This window comes from Tabrizicola oligotrophica (assembly GCF_011008935.1).
GTDB lineage: Bacteria > Pseudomonadota > Alphaproteobacteria > Rhodobacterales > Rhodobacteraceae > Tabrizicola_A > Tabrizicola_A oligotrophica.
Window position 1 is genome coordinate 409,419 of sequence record NZ_JAAIVJ010000002.1, and the last position, 22,634, is coordinate 432,052.

Annotated in this window: 19 protein-coding genes; 13 read left to right on the plus strand and 6 right to left on the minus strand. The window is 65.3% G+C overall.

Annotation, left to right across the window (positions count from 1 at the left end; genetic code table 11):
* Positions 1-60: 60 nt before the first annotated feature.
* A complete protein-coding gene (locus G4Z14_RS06075) occupies positions 61-1,023 on the minus strand; it encodes a GlxA family transcriptional regulator (protein ID WP_164623890.1) in 963 nt (320 codons plus the stop codon).
* 73 nt (positions 1,024-1,096) lie between these two features.
* Between G4Z14_RS06075 and G4Z14_RS06080 the strand changes: the two genes are divergently transcribed.
* The 5 genes from G4Z14_RS06080 (at position 1,097) to G4Z14_RS06100 (ending at position 7,787) form a co-directional block, all read left to right on the plus strand.
* Positions 1,097-2,011, plus strand: coding sequence for a BKACE family enzyme (locus G4Z14_RS06080; protein WP_164623891.1), 915 nt, complete (start codon positions 1,097-1,099; stop codon positions 2,009-2,011).
* Positions 2,012-2,107: 96 nt separating this feature from the next.
* Entirely contained in the window at positions 2,108-3,571 is a 1,464-nt protein-coding gene (locus G4Z14_RS06085) for a carnitine 3-dehydrogenase (RefSeq protein WP_164623892.1), read from the plus strand.
* A gap of 3 nt (positions 3,572-3,574) precedes the next feature.
* Positions 3,575-4,738 (plus strand): acyl-CoA dehydrogenase family protein, encoded by a 1,164-nt coding sequence (locus G4Z14_RS06090; protein ID WP_164623893.1) that lies wholly within the window; start codon positions 3,575-3,577, stop codon positions 4,736-4,738.
* A 261-nt stretch (positions 4,739-4,999) separates the two neighbouring features.
* Complete coding sequence (locus tag G4Z14_RS06095; RefSeq protein ID WP_164623894.1) at positions 5,000-6,985, plus strand: acetate--CoA ligase family protein; 1,986 nt, start codon at positions 5,000-5,002, stop codon at positions 6,983-6,985.
* Between the two features lie 7 nt (positions 6,986-6,992).
* The gene (locus G4Z14_RS06100; protein ID WP_164623980.1) at positions 6,993-7,787 is read left to right on the plus strand and encodes a carnitinyl-CoA dehydratase; all 795 of its coding nucleotides are present in this window, start codon (positions 6,993-6,995) and stop codon (positions 7,785-7,787) included.
* Positions 7,788-7,793: 6 nt separating this feature from the next.
* Here G4Z14_RS06100 and G4Z14_RS06105 read toward each other — a convergent pair whose 3' ends face one another.
* Positions 7,794-8,114 (minus strand): DMT family transporter, encoded by a 321-nt coding sequence (locus G4Z14_RS06105; RefSeq protein ID WP_164623981.1) that lies wholly within the window; start codon positions 8,112-8,114, stop codon positions 7,794-7,796.
* A gap of 205 nt (positions 8,115-8,319) precedes the next feature.
* On the opposite strand from G4Z14_RS06105, the gene G4Z14_RS06110 reads away from it, so the two are divergent.
* A complete protein-coding gene (locus G4Z14_RS06110) occupies positions 8,320-9,960 on the plus strand; it encodes a GMC family oxidoreductase (RefSeq protein ID WP_164623895.1) in 1,641 nt (546 codons plus the stop codon).
* A 111-nt stretch (positions 9,961-10,071) separates the two neighbouring features.
* On the opposite strand, the gene betC is transcribed toward G4Z14_RS06110, so the two are convergent.
* Positions 10,072-11,592: a choline-sulfatase gene (betC, locus tag G4Z14_RS06115; protein ID WP_227751555.1), complete on the minus strand. Its 1,521-nt coding sequence runs from the start codon at positions 11,590-11,592 to the stop codon at positions 10,072-10,074.
* Between the two features lie 260 nt (positions 11,593-11,852).
* Between betC and G4Z14_RS06120 the strand changes: the two genes are divergently transcribed.
* The 6 genes from G4Z14_RS06120 (at position 11,853) to G4Z14_RS06145 (ending at position 19,903) form a co-directional block, all read left to right on the plus strand.
* Positions 11,853-13,880, plus strand: coding sequence for a CocE/NonD family hydrolase (locus G4Z14_RS06120; protein ID WP_164623896.1), 2,028 nt, complete (start codon positions 11,853-11,855; stop codon positions 13,878-13,880).
* Positions 13,881-13,989: 109 nt separating this feature from the next.
* Entirely contained in the window at positions 13,990-15,579 is a 1,590-nt protein-coding gene (locus G4Z14_RS06125; protein ID WP_164623897.1) for an ABC transporter substrate-binding protein, read from the plus strand.
* Between the two features lie 10 nt (positions 15,580-15,589).
* Positions 15,590-16,546: an ABC transporter permease gene (locus tag G4Z14_RS06130; RefSeq protein ID WP_164623898.1), complete on the plus strand. Its 957-nt coding sequence runs from the start codon at positions 15,590-15,592 to the stop codon at positions 16,544-16,546.
* The gene (locus G4Z14_RS06135) at positions 16,543-17,358 is read left to right on the plus strand and encodes an ABC transporter permease (RefSeq protein WP_164623899.1); all 816 of its coding nucleotides are present in this window, start codon (positions 16,543-16,545) and stop codon (positions 17,356-17,358) included. The genes G4Z14_RS06130 and G4Z14_RS06135 overlap by 4 nt, the downstream gene beginning before the upstream one ends.
* Positions 17,351-18,985, plus strand: a complete 1,635-nt coding sequence (locus tag G4Z14_RS06140) for an ABC transporter ATP-binding protein (protein WP_164623900.1) — start codon at positions 17,351-17,353, stop codon at positions 18,983-18,985. Before G4Z14_RS06135 ends, G4Z14_RS06140 begins: the two co-directional genes overlap by 8 nt.
* A gap of 78 nt (positions 18,986-19,063) precedes the next feature.
* On the plus strand, positions 19,064-19,903 hold the full coding sequence (locus G4Z14_RS06145) for an alkaline phosphatase family protein (protein WP_164623901.1): 840 nt from the start codon (positions 19,064-19,066) through the stop codon (positions 19,901-19,903).
* 62 nt (positions 19,904-19,965) lie between these two features.
* Here G4Z14_RS06145 and G4Z14_RS06150 read toward each other — a convergent pair whose 3' ends face one another.
* Together G4Z14_RS06150 and G4Z14_RS06155 are read right to left on the minus strand one after the other, a co-directional pair.
* Entirely contained in the window at positions 19,966-20,715 is a 750-nt protein-coding gene (locus tag G4Z14_RS06150; RefSeq protein ID WP_164623902.1) for a class II aldolase and adducin N-terminal domain-containing protein, read from the minus strand.
* Entirely contained in the window at positions 20,712-21,626 is a 915-nt protein-coding gene (locus tag G4Z14_RS06155) for an alpha/beta hydrolase fold domain-containing protein (RefSeq protein WP_164623903.1), read from the minus strand. The genes G4Z14_RS06150 and G4Z14_RS06155 overlap by 4 nt, the downstream gene beginning before the upstream one ends.
* Before the next feature lie 101 nt (positions 21,627-21,727).
* On the opposite strand from G4Z14_RS06155, the gene G4Z14_RS06160 reads away from it, so the two are divergent.
* Positions 21,728-22,261: a hypothetical protein gene (locus G4Z14_RS06160; RefSeq protein WP_164623904.1), complete on the plus strand. Its 534-nt coding sequence runs from the start codon at positions 21,728-21,730 to the stop codon at positions 22,259-22,261.
* Positions 22,262-22,331: 70 nt separating this feature from the next.
* On the opposite strand, the gene G4Z14_RS06165 is transcribed toward G4Z14_RS06160, so the two are convergent.
* Positions 22,332-22,538 (minus strand): cold-shock protein, encoded by a 207-nt coding sequence (locus G4Z14_RS06165; RefSeq protein WP_103258321.1) that lies wholly within the window; start codon positions 22,536-22,538, stop codon positions 22,332-22,334.
* Between the last annotated feature and the right edge of the window lie 96 nt (positions 22,539-22,634).

Sequence of the window (22,634 nt, forward strand, 5' to 3'; positions counted from 1 at the left end):
ATTGGTGCAAATATCCCCGCCGGAGGCTCCGACAGCAGCGCCGGGGCGGCGGGTCAAAGTTCAGCGCAGCCGGCTGGGGGCTTGGCCGAATTTTGCGCTGAAGGCGCGCGACAGGCTGGAGGCCGAGGAAAAGCCGCAGCGCAGCGCCACTTCGGCGAGCGGGTGGCGGGTATCGGTGATCATCCGCCGCGCCGCCTGCAGCCGCAGGGACAGGGCATAGGCGGCGGGGGTGAGGCCCAGATTTTGTGCGAAAATCTGCTCCAGCCGGCGGGCGGACAGGCCGATCGCGCGGGCGGTTTCGGCGGCGGTTTCGGGCATGTCCAGCCGGGCTTCCATCCGGGCGATGGCGGCGGCGACGCGTGGGTCAAGCCGCGGGTCGGTCTTGCGCGGGCTGATCTGCGGCTCATGCCCGTCGCGGGCGGTAGTGATGAAGCTTGCCGCCACCTGCAGCGCCAGCGCCGGCCCGTGGCGGGCGCGGATCAGGTGCAGCATCAGGTCCGCCGCCGGAGCCGCGCCGCCGGCGGTGAAGCGGCCGCGGTCGATGACGAAGCGGTCGGGCAGCACCTCCACCGCCGGGTGGGCGGCGGCGAGGTCTTCGAGGTCTTCCCAATGCACCGTCGCCTTGTAGCCGTTCAAAAGCCCCGCCCGCGCCAGCACCCATGAACCGGCGTCGATCCCGCCCACGGCGGCAAAGCGCGGCGCCATGCGCGACAGTTCGCGGATCAGCGCCGGGGTGGCGCCCTGCCATTGCTGAAAGCCCGCGATCACGATCAGCGCATCCGCTCCGTCGGCGGCGGCCAGCGGCCCGTTCGAAGGCAGCTCGATGCCGCAGGTCAGGGGCACGGCGCGGCCGTCGGGCGAGACCACGCGCCAGCGGTAAGACTCTGATCCCAAATGCCGATTGGCAGAGCGCAGCGGGTCGAGCGTCGAGGCGACCTCAAGGATCGAGGCCTGCGGCAGCACCAGCAGCGCCAGGGTCAGTGGTTGCTGCGATGCAGCGAAAATTGATGCGGATTTTGCCATGCTTCTTTCGTAAATCGCAATGCGCGCCGCGACAAGCCCGCTATGCTGCCGGCCATCGAATTGGAGGATTCCCATGCCCCTGGCCATGAACCGCGAAGTTTTCATCACCTGTGCCGTCACCGGCTCGGGCGGCACGCAGGACAAATCGCCCCATGTGCCGCGCAGCCCCGAGCAAATCGCCAAATCGGCGATTGATGCGGCGAAGGCCGGCGCGGCGGTGGTGCATTGCCATGTGCGCGACCCGGAAACCGGCAAGCCCAGCCGCGACGGCGCGCTTTACCGCGAAGTCACCGAGCGCATCCGCGATTCGGGTACCGATGTGGTCTTGAACCTGACCGCCGGCATGGGCGGCGATATCTATTTCGAGGGCACCGAGGAGATGGGCCGCATGGGTCCGCGCTCTGACATGGCCGGCGCGACCGAGCGGGTGGCGCATGTTGTGGAATGCCGCCCCGAGATCTGCACGCTCGACTGCGGCACGATGAACTTCAACGAGGCCGATTACGTCATGGTCAACACCCCCGGCATGCTGCGCGACATGGCGCGGCGGATGACGGCGGCGGGGGTGCGGATCGAGATCGAGGCTTTCGACACCGGCCATCTGTGGCTGGCCAAGGAACTGGCGCGCGAGGGCGTCATTCCGGCCCCGACGCTGGTGCAGCTGTGCATGGGCGTGCCGTGGGGGGCGCCGGATGATCTCAATACCTTCATGGCCATGGTCAACAACGTGCCGGCCGACTGGTTCTGGTCGGCCTTCGCAATCGGCCGCAACCAGATGCCCTATGTCGCCGCCGCCGTTCTGGCCGGGGGCAACGTGCGGGTGGGGCTGGAGGACAATCTCTGGCTCGACAAGGGCGTGCTGGCCACCAACGCGCAACTCGTGGAACGCGCGGTGAGCATCATCTCGAACCTCGGGGCGCGGGTCATCACCCCGGCCGAGGTGCGGGCCAAGCTGAAACTGGAAAAGCGGGCGCCTTTGCCGCGCTGATCCAGGGCCGCGGGACAACGAAATCGGGCACCTCCCTCCCCCCCCTCGTGGGGGAGGGCAGGGGGGGCGGTCGGCCCCGGAGGAAAAGGAAAAGACATGGCACGGAAAGCGGCAATCATTGGGGGCGGGGTTATCGGCGGCGGATGGGCGGCGCGGTTCCTCTTGAACGGCTGGGACGTTGCGGTCTTCGACCCCGATCCCGAAGCGCCCCGCAAGGTGGGTGAGGTGATCGCCAACGCCAGGCAGGCGCTGCCGGCGCTCAGCGATGTGCCGATGCCGGCCGAGGGCAAGCTGAGCTTTGTCAGCACCATCACCGAAGCGGTGGAGGGGTCCGAATACATTCAGGAATCCGTCTCCGAGCGGCTGGACCTGAAACACCGGGTCTTTGCGCAAATCCAGCAGGTCGCGCCTGGCGTGCTGATCGGCTCCTCCACCAGCGGTTTCAAACCCTCGGAATTGCAGGAAAAAGCCCCGGAACCGGGGATGATCTTCGTCGCCCACCCGTTCAACCCGGTCTACCTTCTGCCCTTGGCCGAGGTGGTGCCCTCGCCCAAAAACCCGCCCGAGGCCATCGAGCGCGCCAAGGAGATCCTGCGCGAAATCGGCATGTTCCCGCTGCATGTCCGCAAGGAAATCGACGCCCATATCGCCGACCGCTTCCTTGAGGCGGTCTGGCGTGAGGCGCTGTGGCTGGTGAAGGACGGCATCGCCACCACCGAGGAAATCGACGAAGCCATCCGCATGGGCTTTGGCCTGCGCTGGGGCCAGATGGGTCTCTTTGAGACCTATCGCGTGGCGGGCGGCGAGGCCGGCATGAAGCATTTCATGGCCCAGTTCGGCCCCTGCCTGACCTGGCCCTGGACCAAGCTGATGGACGTGCCCGAGTTCAACGACGAGCTCGTGGACCTGATCGCCGGTCAGTCCGACGCGCAATCCGGCCACCATTCGATCCGCGAGTTGGAGCGGATCCGCGACAGCAACCTGATCGGCTTCCTGCGTGCGCTGAAAGAGCGCAACTGGGGCGCGGGCAAGGTGCTGCGCGAGCATGACGAGCGCAAGGCGGCGGCGTTCTTTGGCGCCACCGACAGCGCGCCCAAGGCCGCGCCCCTGGAAATGGCGCATATGCAGGTGCTGCCGGGCTGGATCGACTACAACGGCCACATGACCGAAAGCCGCTACTACTTTGCCAATTCCGAAACCATCGACGCCTTCCTGCGGCTGATCGGGGCCGGGATGGACTATGTTGCTGCTGGCCACAGCTATTATTCGGCCGAAACCCATATCCGCCATTTGGGCGAGGCCAAGCTCGGCGATCGGCTGACCGGCACAATCCAGATCATTTCGGCGGATGAAAAGCGCTTCCGGTCCTTCGTGCGTATCATGAAGGGCGAGGACTGCGTGGCCACCATCGAGCAGCTTTGCCTGCACGTCGATATGGCGGCGGGCAAATCGTCCCCCGCTTCGGCAGAGGTCTGGGCCAAGCTGAAAGCGGTTGCTGATGCCCATGCCAATCTGCCTCTGCCCGAAGGTGCCGGCCGTGCTGTTGGTCAAAGGAAGTAAGCCATGCATTTCGGACTGACCGAAGAACAGCAGATGATCGTCGATGCGACGCGGGCTTTCGTGGAAAACGAGCTTTTCCCGCATGAGCTTGCAGTGGAGCGCTCGGGCCATTTGCCGCTGGAGCTCATCAAGGAGATCCAGAAGAAAGCCATCGCCGCCGGGCTTTACGCCGCCAACATGCCCGCCGAGGTGGGCGGCGCGGGGCTCGATACCCTGTCCTGGCTGCTTTACGAAAAGGAACTTGGCCGGGCGAATTACGCCCTGCACTGGACCTGCGTGGCGCGGCCGTCGAACATCCTGCTGGCTGGCAACGCAGAACAGCGCGAGCAATATCTGATGCCGTGCATCCGCGGCGAGACCTGGGATTGCCTTGCCATGACCGAACCCGGCGCCGGGTCGGACCTGCGCGGGATGAAAGCATCGGCACGCCAGGATGGCGATGACTGGGTGCTGAACGGCACCAAGCATTTCATCTCCCATGTCGATCTTGCCGGCTTTGCCATCTGCTTCATGGCGACCGGCGAGGAGGACACCCCGCGCGGCCCGAAAAAGAAGATCACCGCCTTCTTCGTCGACAAGGGCACCAAGGGCTTCACTGTCCGCGACGGCTATCGCAACGTCAGCCACCGGGGCTATACCAACGGCATTCTGGAATTCGACGATTGCCGCCTCAACAAGCGGCAGATCCTTGGCGAGGTCCACAAAGGTTTTGAGGTGGCGAACAGCTGGCTCGGCGCGACCCGCCTGCAAGTTGCCTCCACCTGCCTTGGCCGCGCCGAACGTGCGCTGGGCCATGCGATTTCCTATGCGGCAGAGCGCAAGCAATTCGGCCAGCAGATCGGCAAGTTCCAGGGCATCAGCTTCAAGCTGGCCGATATGGCGATGGAGTTGAAAGCCGCGGAACTGCTGACCCGCGAGGCGGCATGGAAATACGATCAGGGCACGGTGACCGAAGCTGACATGTCGATGGCCAAGCTGAAGGCCACCGAGGTGCTGGCCATGGTGGCCGACGAGGCGATCCAGATCCACGGCGGCATGGGGCTGATGGACGAATTGCCGCTGGAGCGCATCTGGCGCGACGCGCGGGTGGAGCGGATCTGGGAAGGCACCAGCGAGATCCAGCGCCACATCATCAGCCGCGAACTTCTGCGCCCATATGGGGCGTGACGATTTTCTGCGAAAATCAGGGGGCTGACTGCCCCCTTACCCCCGTGGATATTTGCGAACAGATGAAAGAAACGAAGTGTTAACCGGCATGACCTATCATGGAATCACCGAACAGGGGGGGACCCCGATGACGGTAACAGGTGAAGATTCTCTGCCTCGTTGGCTCGGGGCAGAGCGTCTTTGCCCTTCATTCATCTGTTCAAAAATATCCCGGGGTCCGGGGCAGCGCCTCGGGGCCGGTCAAAGGTGCGGGGGGTGGGCATGAAGAACCTCAACCGCCTTCTCCGCCCGAAATCCATTGCCGTTCTGGGGGCGGGCTGGGCGCTGAACGTGATCGAGCAATGTGGCAAGATGGGCTTCAAGGGGCCGGTCTGGCCGGTGCATCCGACCAAGGCCGAGATCGGCGGGCTGAAGGCCTATGCCTCGCTTGCCGATCTGCCGGAGCCGCCGGACGCCACCTTCATCGGCGTCAACCGCTTTGCCACGATTGACGTGGTGGCCGAGCTTGCGGCCATGGGCGCGGGCGGGGCGATCTGTTTTGCCAGCGGCTGGACCGAGGCGGGCGAGCCGGAGTTGCAGGGCAAGCTGGTGGCGGCGGCGGGCGAGATGCCGATCCTCGGGCCGAACTGCTACGGCGTCATCAACTATCTCGACGGCGCGCTCCTTTGGCCCGACCAGCATGGCGGAGTGCCGGTGGAGACGGGGGTGGCGCTGGTCAGCCAGTCCTCGAACATCGTCATCAATCTCGGGATGCAGCAGCGCGGGCTGCCGGTGGCCTATGTCGCCTGCCTCGGGAATGCGGCCGTGGTGGGGCTTGCCGAATTGGCGGGCGCGCTGCTCGATGATCCGCGCGTCACGGCGCTGGGGCTTTATATCGAAGGCATCGACGATACCCCGGCCTTTGCCGCGCTGGCCGAGCGGGCGCGGGCGATGGGCAAGGGGGTGGTGGCGATCAAGTCGGGCAAGACCGAACTCAGCCGCACCGCGGCTGCCAGCCATACCGCCAGTCTGGCCGGGGGCGGCGCGGCCTCGTCCGCCTTCCTGCGCCAGATCGGGGTGGCCGAGGTCAACACGCCGTCGGAACTGATCGAGACGCTGAAGCTCTTTCACATGCACGGGCCAGAGATCGGCACGCGGATCTGCTCGCTGTCCTGTTCGGGGGGCGAGGCGGGACTGGTCGCCGATCTGGCCGCGCCCTATGGCATCGACTTTCCGCCGGTTCCGCAACCCACGCATGACCGGCTGTTCAAGGTGCTGGGCGAGATCCCGACCATCTCCAACCCCTTGGATTACCACACTTTCATCTGGGGCGACGGCCCGAAGACCACCGAGGTTTTCACCGCCATGCTCGACGCCTATGACGCCGGCATCTACATCATCGACAGCCCGCGCCCCGACCGCTGCGACCCGTCGGGCTATCAGCCGGCCTTCGACGCCATTGTCGCGGCGCAAAAGGCGACCGGCAAGATTGCCCTGCCGGTCGCTTCGATGGCCGAGAATTTCGGCGAGGAGCGGGTGCAGGCGATGATGGCGCAGGGGGTCTGCACGCTTCTGGGGCTGGAAACCGCGCTGGCCGCGATCAAGGCGGCGCAGACGCCGGCGGGGGCGCCCGGCTGGCGGCCTGCCAAGGCGCTGGCCCCGCGCGAGGCCCGGATGCTGAGCGAGGCCGAAGGCAAGGCGCTTCTGGCCGAGGCCGGGGTGGCGGTGCCGAAGGCGGTTTCGGCGGCGCGTCTGGCCGATCTCGATCTGGCGGCGTTGACCCCGCCCTACGCGTTGAAGGGTCTGGGCTTTGCCCACAAGACCGAGGCCGGGGCGGTGCGGCTGGGTCTTTCCAGCCTTGACGGCCAGGCCGAGATGGCGGGCGCGACCGGCTATCTGGTGGAAGAGATGGTCACCGGCGCAGTGGCCGAAATCCTCCTGGGGCTGCGCCGCGATCCGGTCTACGGCGTCACGCTGACCCTTGGCATGGGCGGCGTCACCGCCGAAGTGCTGGCCGATACCGTGACGCTGGTGCTGCCCGCCACCGAGGCGCAGGTGCTGGAGGCGATGCGCCGCTTGCGCCTTTGGCCGCTGCTCGATGGTTATCGCGGGCGGGTGAAGGCCGACATGGCCGCCGTCGCCCGCATCGCCGTGGCTTTGGGGCAGCGGATGCTAGCCGACGACAGCCTTGAAGAAATTGAAATTAACCCGATCCTCGTCCGCGCCCAAGGCGCCGTGGCGGTGGATGCCCTGATCCGGAAGGTGTGACATGGCGATGGAAATGAGAACCGAGGGCCCGATCAAGACCCGCCGCGAAGGCGCGATCCTTGAGGTGACGCTGGATGCCCCGAAGGCCAATGCGATCAGCCTGAAAACCAGCCGGGTGATGGGACTGGTGTTCCGCGACTTCCGCGATGACGACAGCTTGCGCGTCTGCATCATCCGCGCCGCCGGCGAGAAATTCTTCTGCCCCGGCTGGGACCTGAAAGCCGCCGCCGAGGGCGACGCGGTGGACGGCGACTATGGGGTGGGCGGCTTTGCCGGCTTGCAGGAATTGCCGAACCTCAACAAGCCGGTGATTGCCGCGGTGCAGGGCATCTGCTGCGGCGGCGGGCTGGAGTTTGCCCTCTCCGCCGACATCATCCTCTGCTCGACCAACGCCACCTTCGCCCTGCCGGAAATCCGCTCGGGCACGGTGGCCGATGCCGCCTCGATCAAGCTGCCGAAGCGTATTCCCTATCACGTCGCCATGGACCTTCTGCTGACCGGCCGCTGGTTCGATGCCGAGGAGGCCTTCCGCTGGGGGCTCATCAAGGAGGTCTGCCAGCCCGAGGACCTGCTGACCAAGGCCTGGGATCTGGCGCGGCTTCTGGAATCCGGCCCGCCGCTGGTTTACGCCGCCATCAAGGAAGTGGTGCGCGAGGCCGAGAACATGCGCTTTCAGGATGCCCTCAATCGCATCACCAAGCGGCAGATGCCGACGGTCGACAAGCTTTATTCCAGTGAGGATCAGCTGGAAGGCGCCCGCGCCTTTGCCGAAAAGCGCGATCCGGTGTGGAAGGGGCGGTAAGCCGCCTTATCCGGGGCTGGCCAGCTTCATCAGCACCATCCCCGCCACGATCAGCAGGGCCGCCACGATCCGCAGGGGCGTTGCGGCCTCGCCCAGAACGGCAATACCCAGCACAAACGCCCCGACCGCGCCGATCCCGGTCCAGATCACATAGGCGGTGCCAAGCGGCAGACTGCGCATCGCAAGGGCCAGCAGCGCAAAGCTTGCGACCATTGCAATCAGGGTGACAAGGCTTGGCCAGAACAGGGTGAAGCCTTTGGACGACTTCATCGCAAAGGCCCAAACGACTTCGAGAAGCCCGGCAAGGCCCAGACAGATCCACGGCATGTTGAACTCCATCAAGGGGCCGGGTCGTCCCGGCAGGAGGATCATGCCACAGGTCGTCCTGCGTCGGTCCAGTATGGCGCAGCGCCGTCGCCGGGGAAAGCGACATTTTCTGTCGCAGCCCGGCAAGGTTCGGCGGGGTGGCCCGGATACAACACCGGCAAGGCCCTGACAAAAGGGTCACGCCGCAGCCAGACGGGGACCGGGGATGCACGAAACCGATTACATCATCGTCGGCGCCGGGTCGGCGGGCTGCGTTCTGGCCAATCGGCTGTCCGAGAACGGCAAACACCGGGTCACGCTGATCGAAGCGGGGGGCAGCGACACCGCACTCAACCTGACGAATTTCTTCGTCCACCTGCCTTTGGGCTATGGCAAGCTGTTCTACAACCCGGCCGTCAACTGGATGTACGCGACCGAGCCCGATCCGGGCCTGAACGGCCAGCGCGATCATTGGCCGCGCGGCAAGATCCTTGGCGGGTCGTCCAGCATCAATGCGATGGTGTGGATCAGGGGCCATAAGGCCGACTATGACGAATGGGGCGCGGAAAACCCGGGCTGGGGCTGGCAGGAGTGCAACGCGGCCTATCGCGCGATCGAGGATAACGAGGCGGGGGCGGATGCGTATCGCGGCAAGGGTGGCCCCTTGTTCATCTCTGAGAACCGCAAGGGGCTGCACTGGCTGGTCGATGAATACATCAAGGCCTGCGGTCAGGCGGGCCTGCCGCACAACCGCGATTTCAACGGCGCCGAGCAGGAAGGCGCCGGCAATTACCAGATGACGATCAAGGACGCGCGCCGCAACTCCACCGCGCGGGCCTTCTTGCGGCCGGCGATGAAGCGGCCGAACCTGCGGGTCCTCACTCGCGCGCAGGTGACGCGGGTGCTGATGGAAGGCCGCCGCGCCGTCGGGGTGGACTATCTGCAAGGCGGTCAACGCCATGAGCTGCGCTGCAACGCCGAGGTGATCCTGTCCGGCGGCGCAATCAACTCGCCGCAGCTTCTGGAATTGTCGGGCATCGGCAACGCCGGCCTGCTGCAGGGTCTTGGCATTCCGGTCGTGCTGGATAACCCCAACGTCGGCGAGCATATGTCCGACCATCAGGGGATCAACTATACCTTCCGCATGAAGGTGCCGACCTACAACGACATCCTGCGGCCGTGGTGGGGCAAGTTTCTTGTGGGCCTGCAGTATGTCCTGACTGGCAGCGGGCCATTGGCCAAGTCGATCAACCACGGCGGCGGGTTTTTCCGCACGCGGGCCGATCTCACGCGGCCCAACATGCAGCTTTACCTGCAGGCCTTTTCAACGCTCCTGCCCAAGGCGGGCGAGCGCCCCCTTCTGACGCCCGATCCCTTCCCCGGCCTCTCGATCGGCCTGTCGAACTGCCGCCCGACCTCGCGCGGGCATATCCATATCCAGTCGCCCGATCCGCTGGCGCATCCGAAGATCGTGGCCAATGTCTATTCGACCGATCACGACGTGCAGGAGATGCTCGAAGCGGTGAAATATGTCCGCCACATCGCGGCACAGCCGGCGCTTGCCGGCCTGATCGAGGAAGAGCTGCGCCCCGGCCCGGCGGTGCAAAGCGATGCCGCGCTGATCGACGATTTCCGCCAGCGCTCGGGCACGGTCTATCACCACTCCTGCACTGCGCGGATGGGGGCCAGTGCCGAAGCCGCCGTCGTTGATGCGCGCTGCCGGGTGCATGGGGTCGACAGTTTGCGCGTGATCGACGCCTCGGCCTTCCCGAACCTGATCGCCGGCAATACCAACGCGCCGTCGATCCTGATGGGCTGGAAGGGCGCGGAAATGCTGCTGGAGGACGCCCGGGGCTCGCGCGGCTGACAGGTCGGAGCCTCCGGCGGGGATATTTGCCGCCACGTTGAAGCCTTCAATGTGGCCCCAAATATCCCCCGCGGAGCGTCCAACCCTTGTCGGCGCGCTGTCGTCGCAGGATCACTCGCCGCGCGGGAAGCGCTTGTTGTCCTCCAGCACGTTCAGGTCCATGTGGTTGCGCATGTAGCGTTCGGACGCGAGGCGCAGCGGCTGGTGGTCCCAGGGATAGTAATTGCCATTGCGCAGCGCCTCGTAGACCACCCAGCGCCGGGCCTGGGATTGCCGCACTTCGGCGTCATAGGCGGCCATGTCCCAGCGGTCTTTGGCAAGGCCCTGAAAATGCGCCAGCACCTCGGCCACGCGCGGATCGCCTGCCAGGTTGTTCGTCTCTTCGGGGTCATTGGCGACGTCGAACAGCATGTCCGGGTCGGCCGGGCAGTGGATGTATTTCCAGGCGCCCTGTCGCAGGGCGACCATGGGGGTGATGGTGCCTTCGGCGGCGTATTCCATGGCGACGGGGGTGGTGCGCTCGGCGCCCTTGGCCAGGGGCACGAGGCTTTCGCCATCGGTCCAGGGCATCACCTCGGCCATCGAGATGCCGGCCAGATCGCAGAGCGTGGGCGTCAGGTCGATCGTCGAGACCGGCGTTGTCACCAAGCCCGGCGCAAGGCCGGGGGCGGCGATCATCAGCGGCACGCGGGCCGAGCCTTCGAAGAAGTTCATCTTGAACCACAGGCTCTTGCGGCCCAGCATCTCGCCATGATCGGACACGAAGGCGATGATCGCCTCTTGCCGCGAGGCTTCCAGCACAGCCAGAATCTCGCCGATCTTGTCGTCGACGTAGGAGATGTTGGCGAAATAGCCTTGGCGCGAGCGGCGGATATGCTCGGGCGTCACCTCCATCGACCGCCAGTCGCAGGCGTCCATCAGGCGCCTGGAATGCGGGTCCATGTCCTCATAGGCCAGGCCCTCTGGCGGTTCCAGTTCCGGGATGCCCTCATAAAGGTCCCAGTATTTGCGCCGGGCGACAAAGGGGTCATGCGGGTGGGTGAAACTGGCGGTCAGGCACCACGGGCGCGGGTCAAGGCCGCGCGACAGGTCGTAAAGCTTCTGCACCGCCTGATGACAGACGTCGTCGTCATATTCGAGCTGGTTGGTGATTTCCGCCACCCCCGCGCCGGTGACGGAACCCATGTTGTGATACCACCAGTCGATGCGTTCCCCCGGCTTGCGATAGTCGGGGGTCCAGCCGAAATCGGCGGGGTAGATGTCGGTCGTCAGGCGTTCTTCGAAACCGTGCAACTGGTCGGGGCCGACGAAATGCATCTTGCCGGAAAGCGCGGTGTAATAGCCCGCACGGCGCAGGTGGTGGGCATAGGTCGGGATGTCGGAGCAGAACTCGGCGGCGTTGTCATAGACCTTGGTGCGGCGGGGCAGGGCGCCGGACATGAAGGCCGCGCGGGCAGGGGCGCAGAGCGGCGAGGCCGTATAGCTGTTGGCAAAGCGCACCGACCGGGCGGCCAGCTTGCGCAGGTTCGGCACATGCAGGAAATCGGCCGGACCGTCCTCGAACAGGGTTCCGGTCAACTGGTCGACCATCAGGATCAGGATGTTCGGGCGGGCAGAGGTTGGCATGGCCATGATCGCTCCAGTTCTGGTTTGCGCCAGCCTAGCGCCGGGCGAGCTGATCGCAAGTCTCGGGGGCGACCAAATCTGCTTCAAGGGCGTAGTTTCCCGACGCATTGACGACGGAGTCAGGCCCGCCGGAAGGCCGGTGGTGACATTGCGTGGGCCGTCAATTATACGTTCGTGTAATTGTGTCGCAAATGGTCGAAAATGCGGCGTTTCCGGCCGGGGGCGGGGGGCAAAAACATTGCCCAATCGGGTCAGGGGGAATGTCCATGTCGATCGTTCGCACGCTTCCGTGTCCTGTGGCCGAGACCCCCGATCTGGGGATCGTCCTGTCCGACGGCTGCCGGCTGTCGGCGCGGGTCTGGATGCCCGAAGATGCCTTGGCCCGCCCGGTGCCGGCCATTCTGGAATACATTCCCTATCGCAAGCGCGACGGTACCTTGCCGCGCGACGAGATGATGCATCCGTATTTTGCCGGGCATGGCTATGCCGCCGTGCGGGTCGACATGCGGGGCTGCGGCGACAGTCAGGGGCTGATCGCCGACGAGTACACCGAGCAGGAACTGCGAGATGCCGAGGAGGTGATCGGCTGGCTGGCGGCGCAACCCTGGTGCAGCGGGTCGGTCGGGATGATGGGCAAGAGTTGGGGCGGTTTCAACTGCCTGCAAACCGCCTTTCGCCAGCCGCCGGCACTGAAGGCCGTGGTGTCGGTCTGCTCGACCACCGACCGGTTCGCCGACGACATCCATTTCAAGGGCGGCTGCCTTCTGGGCGAGAATTTCGGCTGGGGGGCGGTGATGCTCTCCTATTCCAGCCGGCCGGCCGATCCGGCCTTGCGCGCCGACTGGCGGGCCGACTGGCTGGCCCGGCTGGAGGCCGAGCCCTGGCTGGCGCCGCGCTGGGCCGGGCATCAGGCGCGGGACGCCTATTGGAAGCACGGCTCGGTCTGCGAGGATTTTGCCCGGATGACCGTTCCGGTGCAGATCTGGGGCGGCTGGGCCGACAATTACATGAACACCGTGGCGGCGCTGGTGGAAAATTGCGCCGGGCCGGTCAAGGGCATCGTCGGGCCCTGGGTGCACCAGTATCCCCATACCGCTGTGCCGGGGCCGCGGATCGGCTTTCTGCAAGAGGCGTTGCGCTGGTGGGACCGCTGGCTGAAGGGCATCGAGAACGGGGCCGAGGCGGATCCGGCCTATCGAGTGTACCGGCTGGAGTCGGAAGCCCCCGATGCCAGTGCAAAGCATCGGGCGGGCGAATGGGTGGCCGAGGCTGTCTGGCCCAGCCCGCGGGTGCGGCGGGAGATGTGGCATCTGGGCCAACCCCCGGGGGTTTCACACCCCCGGGCCCCCGTGGGATATTTGAGCCACATTGAAGGCGAAGTTCGGGCAGAGATTGCCACGCCGCAGCATCTGGGCATGCACACCGGCGAGTTCTTCCCGATGGGGCTGAATGCCGAGATGCCGGGGGATCAGGCGGGCGACGATGCGCTGTCGGTCTGTTTCGACGGGTCGGTGCTGGCGGCGCCGCTGGACTTGATCGGCGCGACGCGACTGTCGTTGCGGCTGTCCTCCGATCAACCTCTGGGCTTCGTCGTGGCGCGGCTGTGCGATGTCGGGCCGGATGGGGCCTCGGTGCGGATTGCCCATGGCATGCTGAACCTGTGCCACCGTAACGGCATGGAAACCCCTGCGCCGCTGGTCCCGGGAGAGGTGGTGGAGGTTGCCTTCGACATCGACCAGATGGCCTATCGGCTGGCCGCCGGACACCGCTTGCGGCTGGCGCTGTCGAACAGTTACTGGCCATTTGTCTGGCCCTCGCCGCAGGCCGGCCGGCTGACCCTGACTGGCGGTCGTCTGGACCTGCCGGTGCATCAGGGCGCGGGAACGGAGTGGGCTCCGCCGCCCGCCGAGCATGCAAGCCCGTGGAAACACAAGGTTCTGCGTGCGGCCCAGACCACGCGCAAGATCGAGACGGATCTGATGTCGGGCAGGGTCGCGCTGGTGATTCGCGACGATCTGGGCGATGCCGAGAACCTCGATCACGGGCTTTGCACCGGCGAGACCATGACTGAACTGTGGGAGATTCACCCCGATGATCCCCTGTCGGCGCGCGCCGTCCACACCTGGGAGCAGCGGCTGTCGCGCGGCGACTGGCGGGTGCGGACCGAGGCCAGGGCCGAGATGACGGCGACCGCCAGCCACCTGCGGTTGCAGGCCCGGCTGACCGCCTATGAGGGCGATGAAAAGGTCTTTGAGCGCCACTTTGACGAGGAGGTGCCGCGCCAGTTTGTCTGACCGGGCCGCCGGCAAGAATCGTTGCCAGCCCAGGTGCTTCACGATTTAGTAGGTCTCAAATCAACAAGAAGGCACCGGCAATCCGGGCCAAACGCAGGGAGAAAAATCTATGTCCGATCAACTCGACCAGATGATTGCGCGCGTCCGCAAGGGCGCGATGACGCGGCGCGAATTCGTTGGCCGTACTACGGCGATGGGGATTTCGGCGGGCCTCGCCGGGGCGCTGTTCACCAAGGCCGCCCATGCGGAAGAGGCCAAGAAAGGCGGCATCATCCGGGTCGGGATGCAGGGCGGTGAATCGACCAACAGCCTTGACCCGGCGCTGGCCGCTTCGGAAGTGCCGTTCCAGGTCAACATGACCTGGGGCGAGATGCTGGTCGACGTGAACCCCGACGGCTCGATCGACCACCGCATTGCCGAGGAAATCTCCTCCTCGCCCGACGCGACCGAGTGGAAGTTCAAGATCCGCGCCGGCGTCGAGTTCCACGACGGCAAGACCGTGACCGCCGATGACGTGGTGGCGACGCTGAAGCGCCACACCGACGAGAAGGCGCAGTCGGGCGCCCTGGGCATCGTGCAGGGCATCACCGACATGAAGGCCGAAGGTGACATGGTCACGCTGAAGCTGAACGCCGCCAACGCCGACCTGCCCTATCTGATGGCCGACTATCACCTGATGATCCAACCCGGCGGCGGCGTGGACAATCCGGCGGCAGGCATTGGTGCCGGCCCCTACAAGGTGGTGGTGAACGAGCCCGGCGTGCGCCACACCTTCGTCAAGCATGCCAACTATTTCGACAGCACCATCGGCCACGCCGACGAAATCGAGATTCTGGTCATCAACGACAACACCGCCCGTACCGCCGCGCTGCAATCGGGTCAGGTTCACATGATCAACCGGGTGGACCCGAAGATCGTGGAACTGCTGAAGGGCGTTCCGGGCATCCAGATCCGTTCGGCCGCCGGTCGCGGGCACTATGTGTTCATCATGCATGTCGACAAGGCACCGTTCGACAACAACGATCTCCGGATGGCGCTGAAACTGGCGATCAACCGTCAGGAGCAGGTCGACAAGATCCTGGGCGGTCTGGGCAAGCCCGGCAATGACTTCCCGATCAATGCCGCGTATCCCCTGTTCGACGAGACCATCCCGCAGCGCGAATACGATGCCGCCGCCGCCGCCGAGTTCTACAAGAAATCCGGCCATGACGGCAGCCCGATCATCCTTGCCACTGCGCCGGGTGCCTTCCCGGGGGCGGTGGATGCCGCCAACCTGTTTGCCGCTTCGGCCAAGGCCGCCGGCATTCCGCTGGAAGTGAAGCTGGAGCCCGATGACGGCTACTGGTCGAACGTCTGGAACGTCGCGCCGTTCTGCGCCTCCTACTGGGGCGGCCGTCCGGTGCAGGACCAGATGTATTCCACCGCCTATCTGTCCACCGCAGAATGGAACGACACCAAGTTCAAGAACGCCAAGTTCGACGAGCTGCTGCTGGCGGCGCGCGGTGAACTGGATGCGGCCAAGCGCAAGGGTCAGTATTCGGAAATGGCGCATATCCTGCGCGACGAGGGTGGCCTGATCCTGCCGATGTTCAACGACTTCGTGTCGGGCGTGTCCGAAGCGGTCGGCGGCTGGGTCGACGATCCGAACGGCGAGCTGATGAACGGCCGGGCGCAGGTGCGCTGCTGGCTGAACGCCTGAGGCCGGGTCCTTGCATCCGGTTCTGAAACTGGTGGTCCAGCGCGTTGCGCTGGGCCTCCTGCTCCTTCTCGCCGTTTCGGCTGTGATCTTTCTGGGGGTCGAGGCCCTGCCGGGTGATACCGCGCAGGCTATTCTTGGCCAACAGGCGACACCCGAGGCATTGGCCAACCTGCGGGAACAGATGGGGCTCGATCAGCCCGCCTTGACCCGCTACTTCCAGTGGCTTGGCGGGGTCGTGCAGGGCGATCTGGGCACGGCCCTGACCAACAAGGCCGATATTGCCCAATCCATCGGGCAACGCCTTGGCAACACGCTGTTTCTGGCCGGATGTGCCGCCGCGATCTCGGTGCCGCTGGCGATCCTGCTGGGCCTCATCGCGGCCCGCTATGCCGGGCGCTGGCCTGACAAGCTGATTTCCGGGGTGACCTTGACCACGATCTCGCTGCCCGAATTCGTCGCGGCCTATTTCGTGATCTTCCTGCTGACGCAGGTCTTCCCGATCTTCCAGCCGGTTGCCATGGTGTTTCCGGGCATGAGCTTCTGGGCCAAGCTGCACGCCGTGGCCCTGCCGGTGATCGTGCTGGTTCTGGTCGTGCTGGCGCATATGATGCGGATGACCCGCGCGGCGATCCTGAACGTCATGCAGTCGGCCTATATCGAGACGGCAGAGCTGAAGGGTCTCACGCCGATGCAGGTGGTCTGGCGCCATGCCTTCCCGAACGCCATCGCGCCGGTGGTCTCGGTGGTCATGCTGAACCTTGCCTATCTGGTGGTTGGCGTCGTCGTGGTGGAAGTTGTCTTTGGCTACAATGCCTTGGGGCAATACCTCGTCGACCACGTGACCAAGCGTGACGTGCCGGTGGTGCAGGCCGTGGGCCTGATCTTCGCCGCCGTCTACATCTTCCTCAACATGGCGGCGGACGTGATTGCCATCGTCGCGAACCCGCGCCTGAGGCACCCGAAATGAGAATGCCACTTTCCGCCATCATCGGGCTGGTGCTGACCGGGGCCTTCCTGTTCGTCGGCCTCTTTGCCCAGTTCATCGCGCCCTATCCGATCGATTCCGCCGTCGGCGGCGTGTGGGAGGGGCCGAGCGCCGCCTACTGGCTCGGCACCGACACCATCGGCCGCGACATCGTTTCCCGCCTGATCTACGGTGCGCAGGTGACGATCTTTGTCGCGCTCGCCTCCTCGATCCTCGCCTTCTCGCTCGGCTCGTTCCTCGGCTTCTTCGCGGCCGTGCGCGGCGGCTGGATCGACCAGACCCTTTCCCGCATCGTCGATCTGGTGATGGCGATCCCCTCGCTGATCGTGGCGCTGGTCATGCTGTCGGTGTTGCCGCTGAACCTCACCGTGCTGATCCTCGTGATGGGCGTTCTCGATTCAACCCGCGTCTTCCGCCTCAGCCGCGCTGTCGCCATGGACATCACCGTGATGGACTATGTCGAGGCCGCCAAGCTGCGCGGCGAAAAGCAGGGCTGGATCATCTTCCGCGAGATCCTGCCCAACGCGCTCTCGCCGCTCGTCGCCGAGTTTGGCCTGCGCTTCATCTTCGCGGTGCTGTTCATCTCCACCCTGTCGTTCCTCGGCCTTGGCATCCAGCCGCCGCTGACCGACTGGGGCGGCATGGTGAAGGAAAACAAGGACGGGCTGATCTACGGCAAGGCCGCCGCCCTGATGCCCGCCATGGCGATTGCCGCGCTGGCAATCTCGGTCAACCTCGTTGCCGACTGGATCCTGTCGCGCACCTCCAGCCTGAAAGGGGGCCGCGGTGGCTGATACCCTGCTGTCGTTCAACAATCTGAAAATCGAAGCCACCGCCTATCCGCCGGGCGAACCGCCGCGCCATGTGGTGCTGGTCGATGGCGTGTCGGTGTCGGTCGAAAAGGGCAAGGTTCTGGGCCTGATCGGCGAAAGCGGCGCCGGCAAGTCCACCATCGGGCTTTCGGCCATGTCCTTCGGCCGCGGCGGCGTGCGCCTGACCGGGGGCGAGATCGTGCTGAACGGCCGCGACATCCGCACTGCCAGCGCCGGCGCCCTGCGCGACCTGCGGGGCAGGGAAGTCACCTATGTCGCCCAATCGGCGGCGGCCAGCTTCAACCCGGCGAAAAAGCTGATGGAGCAGGTGATCGAAACCTCGGTCGCCCATGGCGTGATGACCAAGGCCGAGGCCGAGGCCCGGGCGGTTTCGCTGTTCCGCCAGCTCTCGTTGCCGAACCCCGAAACCATCGGTAACCGCTACCCGCATCAGGTCTCCGGCGGCCAGCTCCAGCGGGTCATGACCGCGATGGCGCTCTGCCCCAAGCCCGACCTCGTGATCTTCGACGAACCCACCACCGCGCTTGACGTGACGACCCAGATCGACGTGCTGGCGGCGATCAAGCGGGCGATCCACGAAACCGGGGTCGCCGCGCTTTACATCACCCATGACCTCGCCGTGGTGGCGCAGGTCGCCGATGACATCCTTGTGCTGCGCCACGGCAAGAAGGTGGAATACGGCAGCACCGACCAGATCATCAACGCCCCGAAGGAAGCCTACACGCAGGCCCTCGTCTCGGTCCGCTCCATCGACCACGCCGAAAAGCCGCAGGCCGCGCCGGTGCTGTCGGTGCAGAACGTCACCGCCCGCTACAAGGGCACGAGTTTCGACGTGCTGAAGAATGTCACCGTCGATGTGGCGCCGGGCCAGACGCTGGCCATCGTCGGCGAAAGCGGCTCCGGCAAGTCGACGCTTGCCCGCGCCATCACCGGCCTGCTGCCGCCCGCCTCGGGCCGCATCACCTTTGCCGGCCGCACGCTCTCGGCAGACCTCGCCGGGCGCACGAAGGACGATCTGCGCGAACTCCAGATGATCTACCAGATGGCCGACGTGGCGATGAACCCGCGCCAGACCGTCGGCACCATCATCGGCCGCCCGCTGGAATTCTATTTCGGCCTGAAGGGGGCAGAAAAAGAGAAGCGCATTCAGGAACTTCTCGACCAGATCGAGATGGGCAAAGGCTATGCCGACCGCTATCCGGCGGAACTCTCCGGCGGCCAGAAGCAGCGCGTCTGCATCGCCCGGGCGCTGGCGGCCAAACCGAAGCTCATCATCTGCGACGAGGTGACCTCCGCGCTCGACCCGCTGGTCGCCGACGGCATCCTGAAGCTGCTGCTCGATCTTCAGGCCCGCGAGAATGTCGCCTATCTGTTCATCACCCATGACCTTGCCACAGTGAAGGCCATCGCCGACAAGATCGCGGTGATGTTCAAGGGCCAGGTGGTGCGCTACGGCCAGAAGACCGACGTGCTGACCCCGCCCTTCGACGATTACACCGATCTCCTGCTTTCCTCGGTTCCGGAAATGAAACTTGGCTGGCTGGAAGACGTCCTGACAACCCGCAAGATGGAATCCGCCGGAAACTGAGTATCCCGGCCTTTCATACTGGCCCAAATATCCCCGCCGGAGGCTCTGACGGCCCCGGCGGGCGCAAGGTTTCAGACCATGACAAAACGCAAGCTCCTGCTCATCATCCTTGACGGCGTGCCTTACCGCAACTGGCGCCGGCTCTTTGGCAATCTCGAGGGCTGGGTCGCCCATGGCGACGCCTCGGTCCACCGTATCCGCGCCGTGCTGCCGTCGACCAGCGCCTCCTGCTATGCCTCGATCCACACCGGCGTGCCGCCGCAGGTGCATCGGGTCTGGGGCAATGAGGCGGTCTACCGACTGGAGCAGCCCGACATCTTTTCCGAGACCACCAAGGCGGGGCTGAAGACCGGGGCGGTGACCCACAGCTTCTGGTCGGAATTCTTCAACCGCGCGCCCTTCGACGTTGTCCGCGATATCGAATATGACGAGCCGGGCGGCCCGATCACCCATGGCCGCTTCCACACCATGACCGGCTACGGCAACATCAACCAGATGACGCCCTCGGACGTCGATCTCTTCGCCACGCTGACCCGCCTGACCGAGGTGCATGGCATCGACTACGGCATCCTGCATACCTGCACGCTGGACAGCATGGGCCACAGATTCTTCCATGACTGCGAGGAGATGGATCACGCCTGCTATGTGATGGACGCCATGCTGGCGCCCTTCCTGCAACGCTGGCGCGACAACGGTTATGAGGTGATTGTCACCGCCGATCACGGGCAGGACGAGCGCGGGCACCATGGCGGCACCGGCGAATTGCAGCAGGACGCGGCGTTCTACTATTTCGGCGACAGCGCGATGCCGGCATCGGATGTGGTGCTGGACCAATTGGCGCTGGCGCCCTCGATCCTGACCCGGCTGGGCGTGCCGGTGCCGCCGACGATGAAGGCGAAACCGTTCTTTTCGGCGTAACTCCTCGGGTGGCTTCGCCTTCTCGTCGTGACACCGAAGAGCGGCGAAGCCGACGATGAGGTTCAGGCCGCGTAGGTCGAGCCTTCTTCGTCAAGAATGGCCTTCATCTCGCGCAGATGCGCCTCGGCAAAGCCGGGGTAATCCTCCCATTCCCGCGCGGTCTTTTCGGCGACCGTATCGGGCAGCACCCGCAGCTTCTGCCCGGTCTGCAAGGCGCGGATATAGGTCTCCGCCGCCCGTTCGAAATAATAAAGCCGGTTGAAGGCTTCGGCCACCGTCTGCCCGACCACCAGCACGCCATGGTTGCCCATGATCATCGTGGTGATCTTCGGGTCCGCCAGCATCGCCGCGCAGCGCGCGCCTTCCTCTTCAAAGGCCATGCCGCCGTAATGGTCGTCCACCACATGCCGGCCAAAGAACATCGCGGTGTTCTGGTCGATGGCGGGCAGGCGCGAGTCGGCGAGGCTGGCCAGCACGGTGGCATGAATGGAATGCACATGCATCACGCAGCGGGCATGCGGCAGGGCGCGGTGGATCGCGCCATGCAGGCCCCAGGCGGTGGGATCGGGCGCATCGGGGCGCTGCATCGTTTCGGGATCATTGGCGTCGATCTCGACCAGGCTCGACGCGGTGATCCGGCTGAAATGCCGCCCGTTCGGGTTGATGAGAAAGCGCGAGCCAGCCTCATTCACGGCCAGCGAAAAGTGGTTTGCCACCGCCTCATGCAGGTTCAGCCGTGCCGTCCAGCGAAAGGCTGCGGCTATGTCGACGCGTTCGGCCCAATGGGTCAGGTTCGGCAGCGGGGCGTTCATGGCTGGTCTCCTTTGGCGAAAGTCGAGATGGCGTTGACGATGCGGGCAAAGCTTGCGGCGGCGCGTGGCACGGTGGCGCGGGCGCGCAGGTAGCCATGCACCAGACCGGGCTCCTCCACCCAGTCCGCCTGTCCCCCGGCGGCCTTGATCCGGGCGGCATAGTCGCGCGCGTCATCCGCCAGCGGGTCACACTGGGCGCCGATGGCCAGCGTTGGCGGCAAGCCGGTGAAATCGCGGTCGCGCAACGGGTAGACGGTCGGGTCATCCTCGGGAGGCGGGCCGCCGTGGCGGATGTCCTTGTAGAACAGCACGTCATCGCGGCTGAGCATCGGGGCATGGGCGTGGGTCAGGTAGCTGCCCTTGTTCACTTCGCCCCCAAGGCCCGGATAAATCAGGACCTGACCCAGCAACCGCACCCCGCTGCCGCGCAGGGCATGGGCGGCGGCGGCGGCGAGATTGCCCCCCGCGCTGTCACCCGCCAGCACCACCGGCCCTTCGGCCGCAACGGCGCGGATCACCGCGCAGGCATCATCAAACGCCGCGGGGTGCAGGTTCTCGGGTGACAGCCGGTAGTCAACGGCCACCACCGTGAGCCCGGTGCGGTCGCAGATTTCGGCGCAGACATCATCGTGGCTGTGCAGCCCCCCGACCACATGGCCACCGCCGTGCAGGTAGATCACCGCGGGCGCCTTGCCGGCGTAGATCCTGCAGGGCACGCCGGCAACGTTCTCGTCCCGCACCGCAAGGCCCGGCGGGTAGCCGCGATGGAACAGCCGGCACATCCGATCATAGATCGCGCGCTGATCGGCGATGGTCAGCGTCGCGGTGTCGGGCGGATATGCGGCATTGGTCGCTTCGATGAAGGCCCAGGTCGGAGCATCAATAAGGCTTTGGTAATCAACGGCTGTCATGCTGGGCTCGGGGTGGATGGGGATCGGGAAAGATGGGGATCGGGGCCAAGGCTGGCACCTGCACCATGACCTCAAAGCCGCCGTGCGGCAATGGCCAAGGATTGGCTGAATTTACCTTAAGCTTGCCGAGAATTATGCCCAGTTTGGGCACAATTCACTGGCACCATCTGGTCAAGGGCGTAGCGGGGAAAGCCGAGATGAACCTCTTCAATTCCTTTGATCGAGACGAGGCAACCGTCGTCGGCTTTGGCATCGGTGCGCTGCTGATTTCCGGCAGTGGTCAGGAAACCGTTCTTTGCCAAAGGCTTGCGGGTCTTGGTTGCCGAGTCGAGATGTGCGAGGACATCTATTCCGCGCTGGATCGGGTCGTTGATGGCGGAGAGGTGTTCGACCTGATCGTGGTCGACTGCGATACCGCCGGGGGAATCACTCTGGGACAGCGCGCCAACGCCCTTCTGAGGGCCAGCGGCCGTTGTGTCCCGATGATCCTCATCAGCCGCGACTGCACGCAACAGAGCTTTCCGACCAGCCGCCATGAACCGACCGTGCTGCGCGCGCCCCACAGCGCAGCGGCGCTGCGAGTGGGTTTCGAACACGCGATGCAAGAGCGTCTGCTGATCGCGCGGGCAAGCTGACTGCCGGCGCATGCCATGCAAAAGGGGCAGGCCATCGGCCCGCCCCTTCTTTCGTCCGCAGGTCGAAAAATCAGGCCAGAGCCAGATTGGTCGCCGATTCGCGGCCATCGCGGCCGGCTTCGATGTCGAACGTGACCGGCTGGCCGTCCTTCAGCGAACGCAGACCAGCGCGCTCCAGCGCGGTGATGTGAACGAACACGTCCTTCTTGCCGCCTTCCGGGGCGATGAAGCCGTAGCCTTTGGTTTCATTGAACCATTTCACGGTGCCCTTGGCCATCGTGATGTCTCCTGTCATGTTGCCACCCGCGAAATTGCAGCGGCCCGGCCAGTCAGCTTTTGGTCGAATGCTGTGGCCGTGAACGGAGACAGAGAT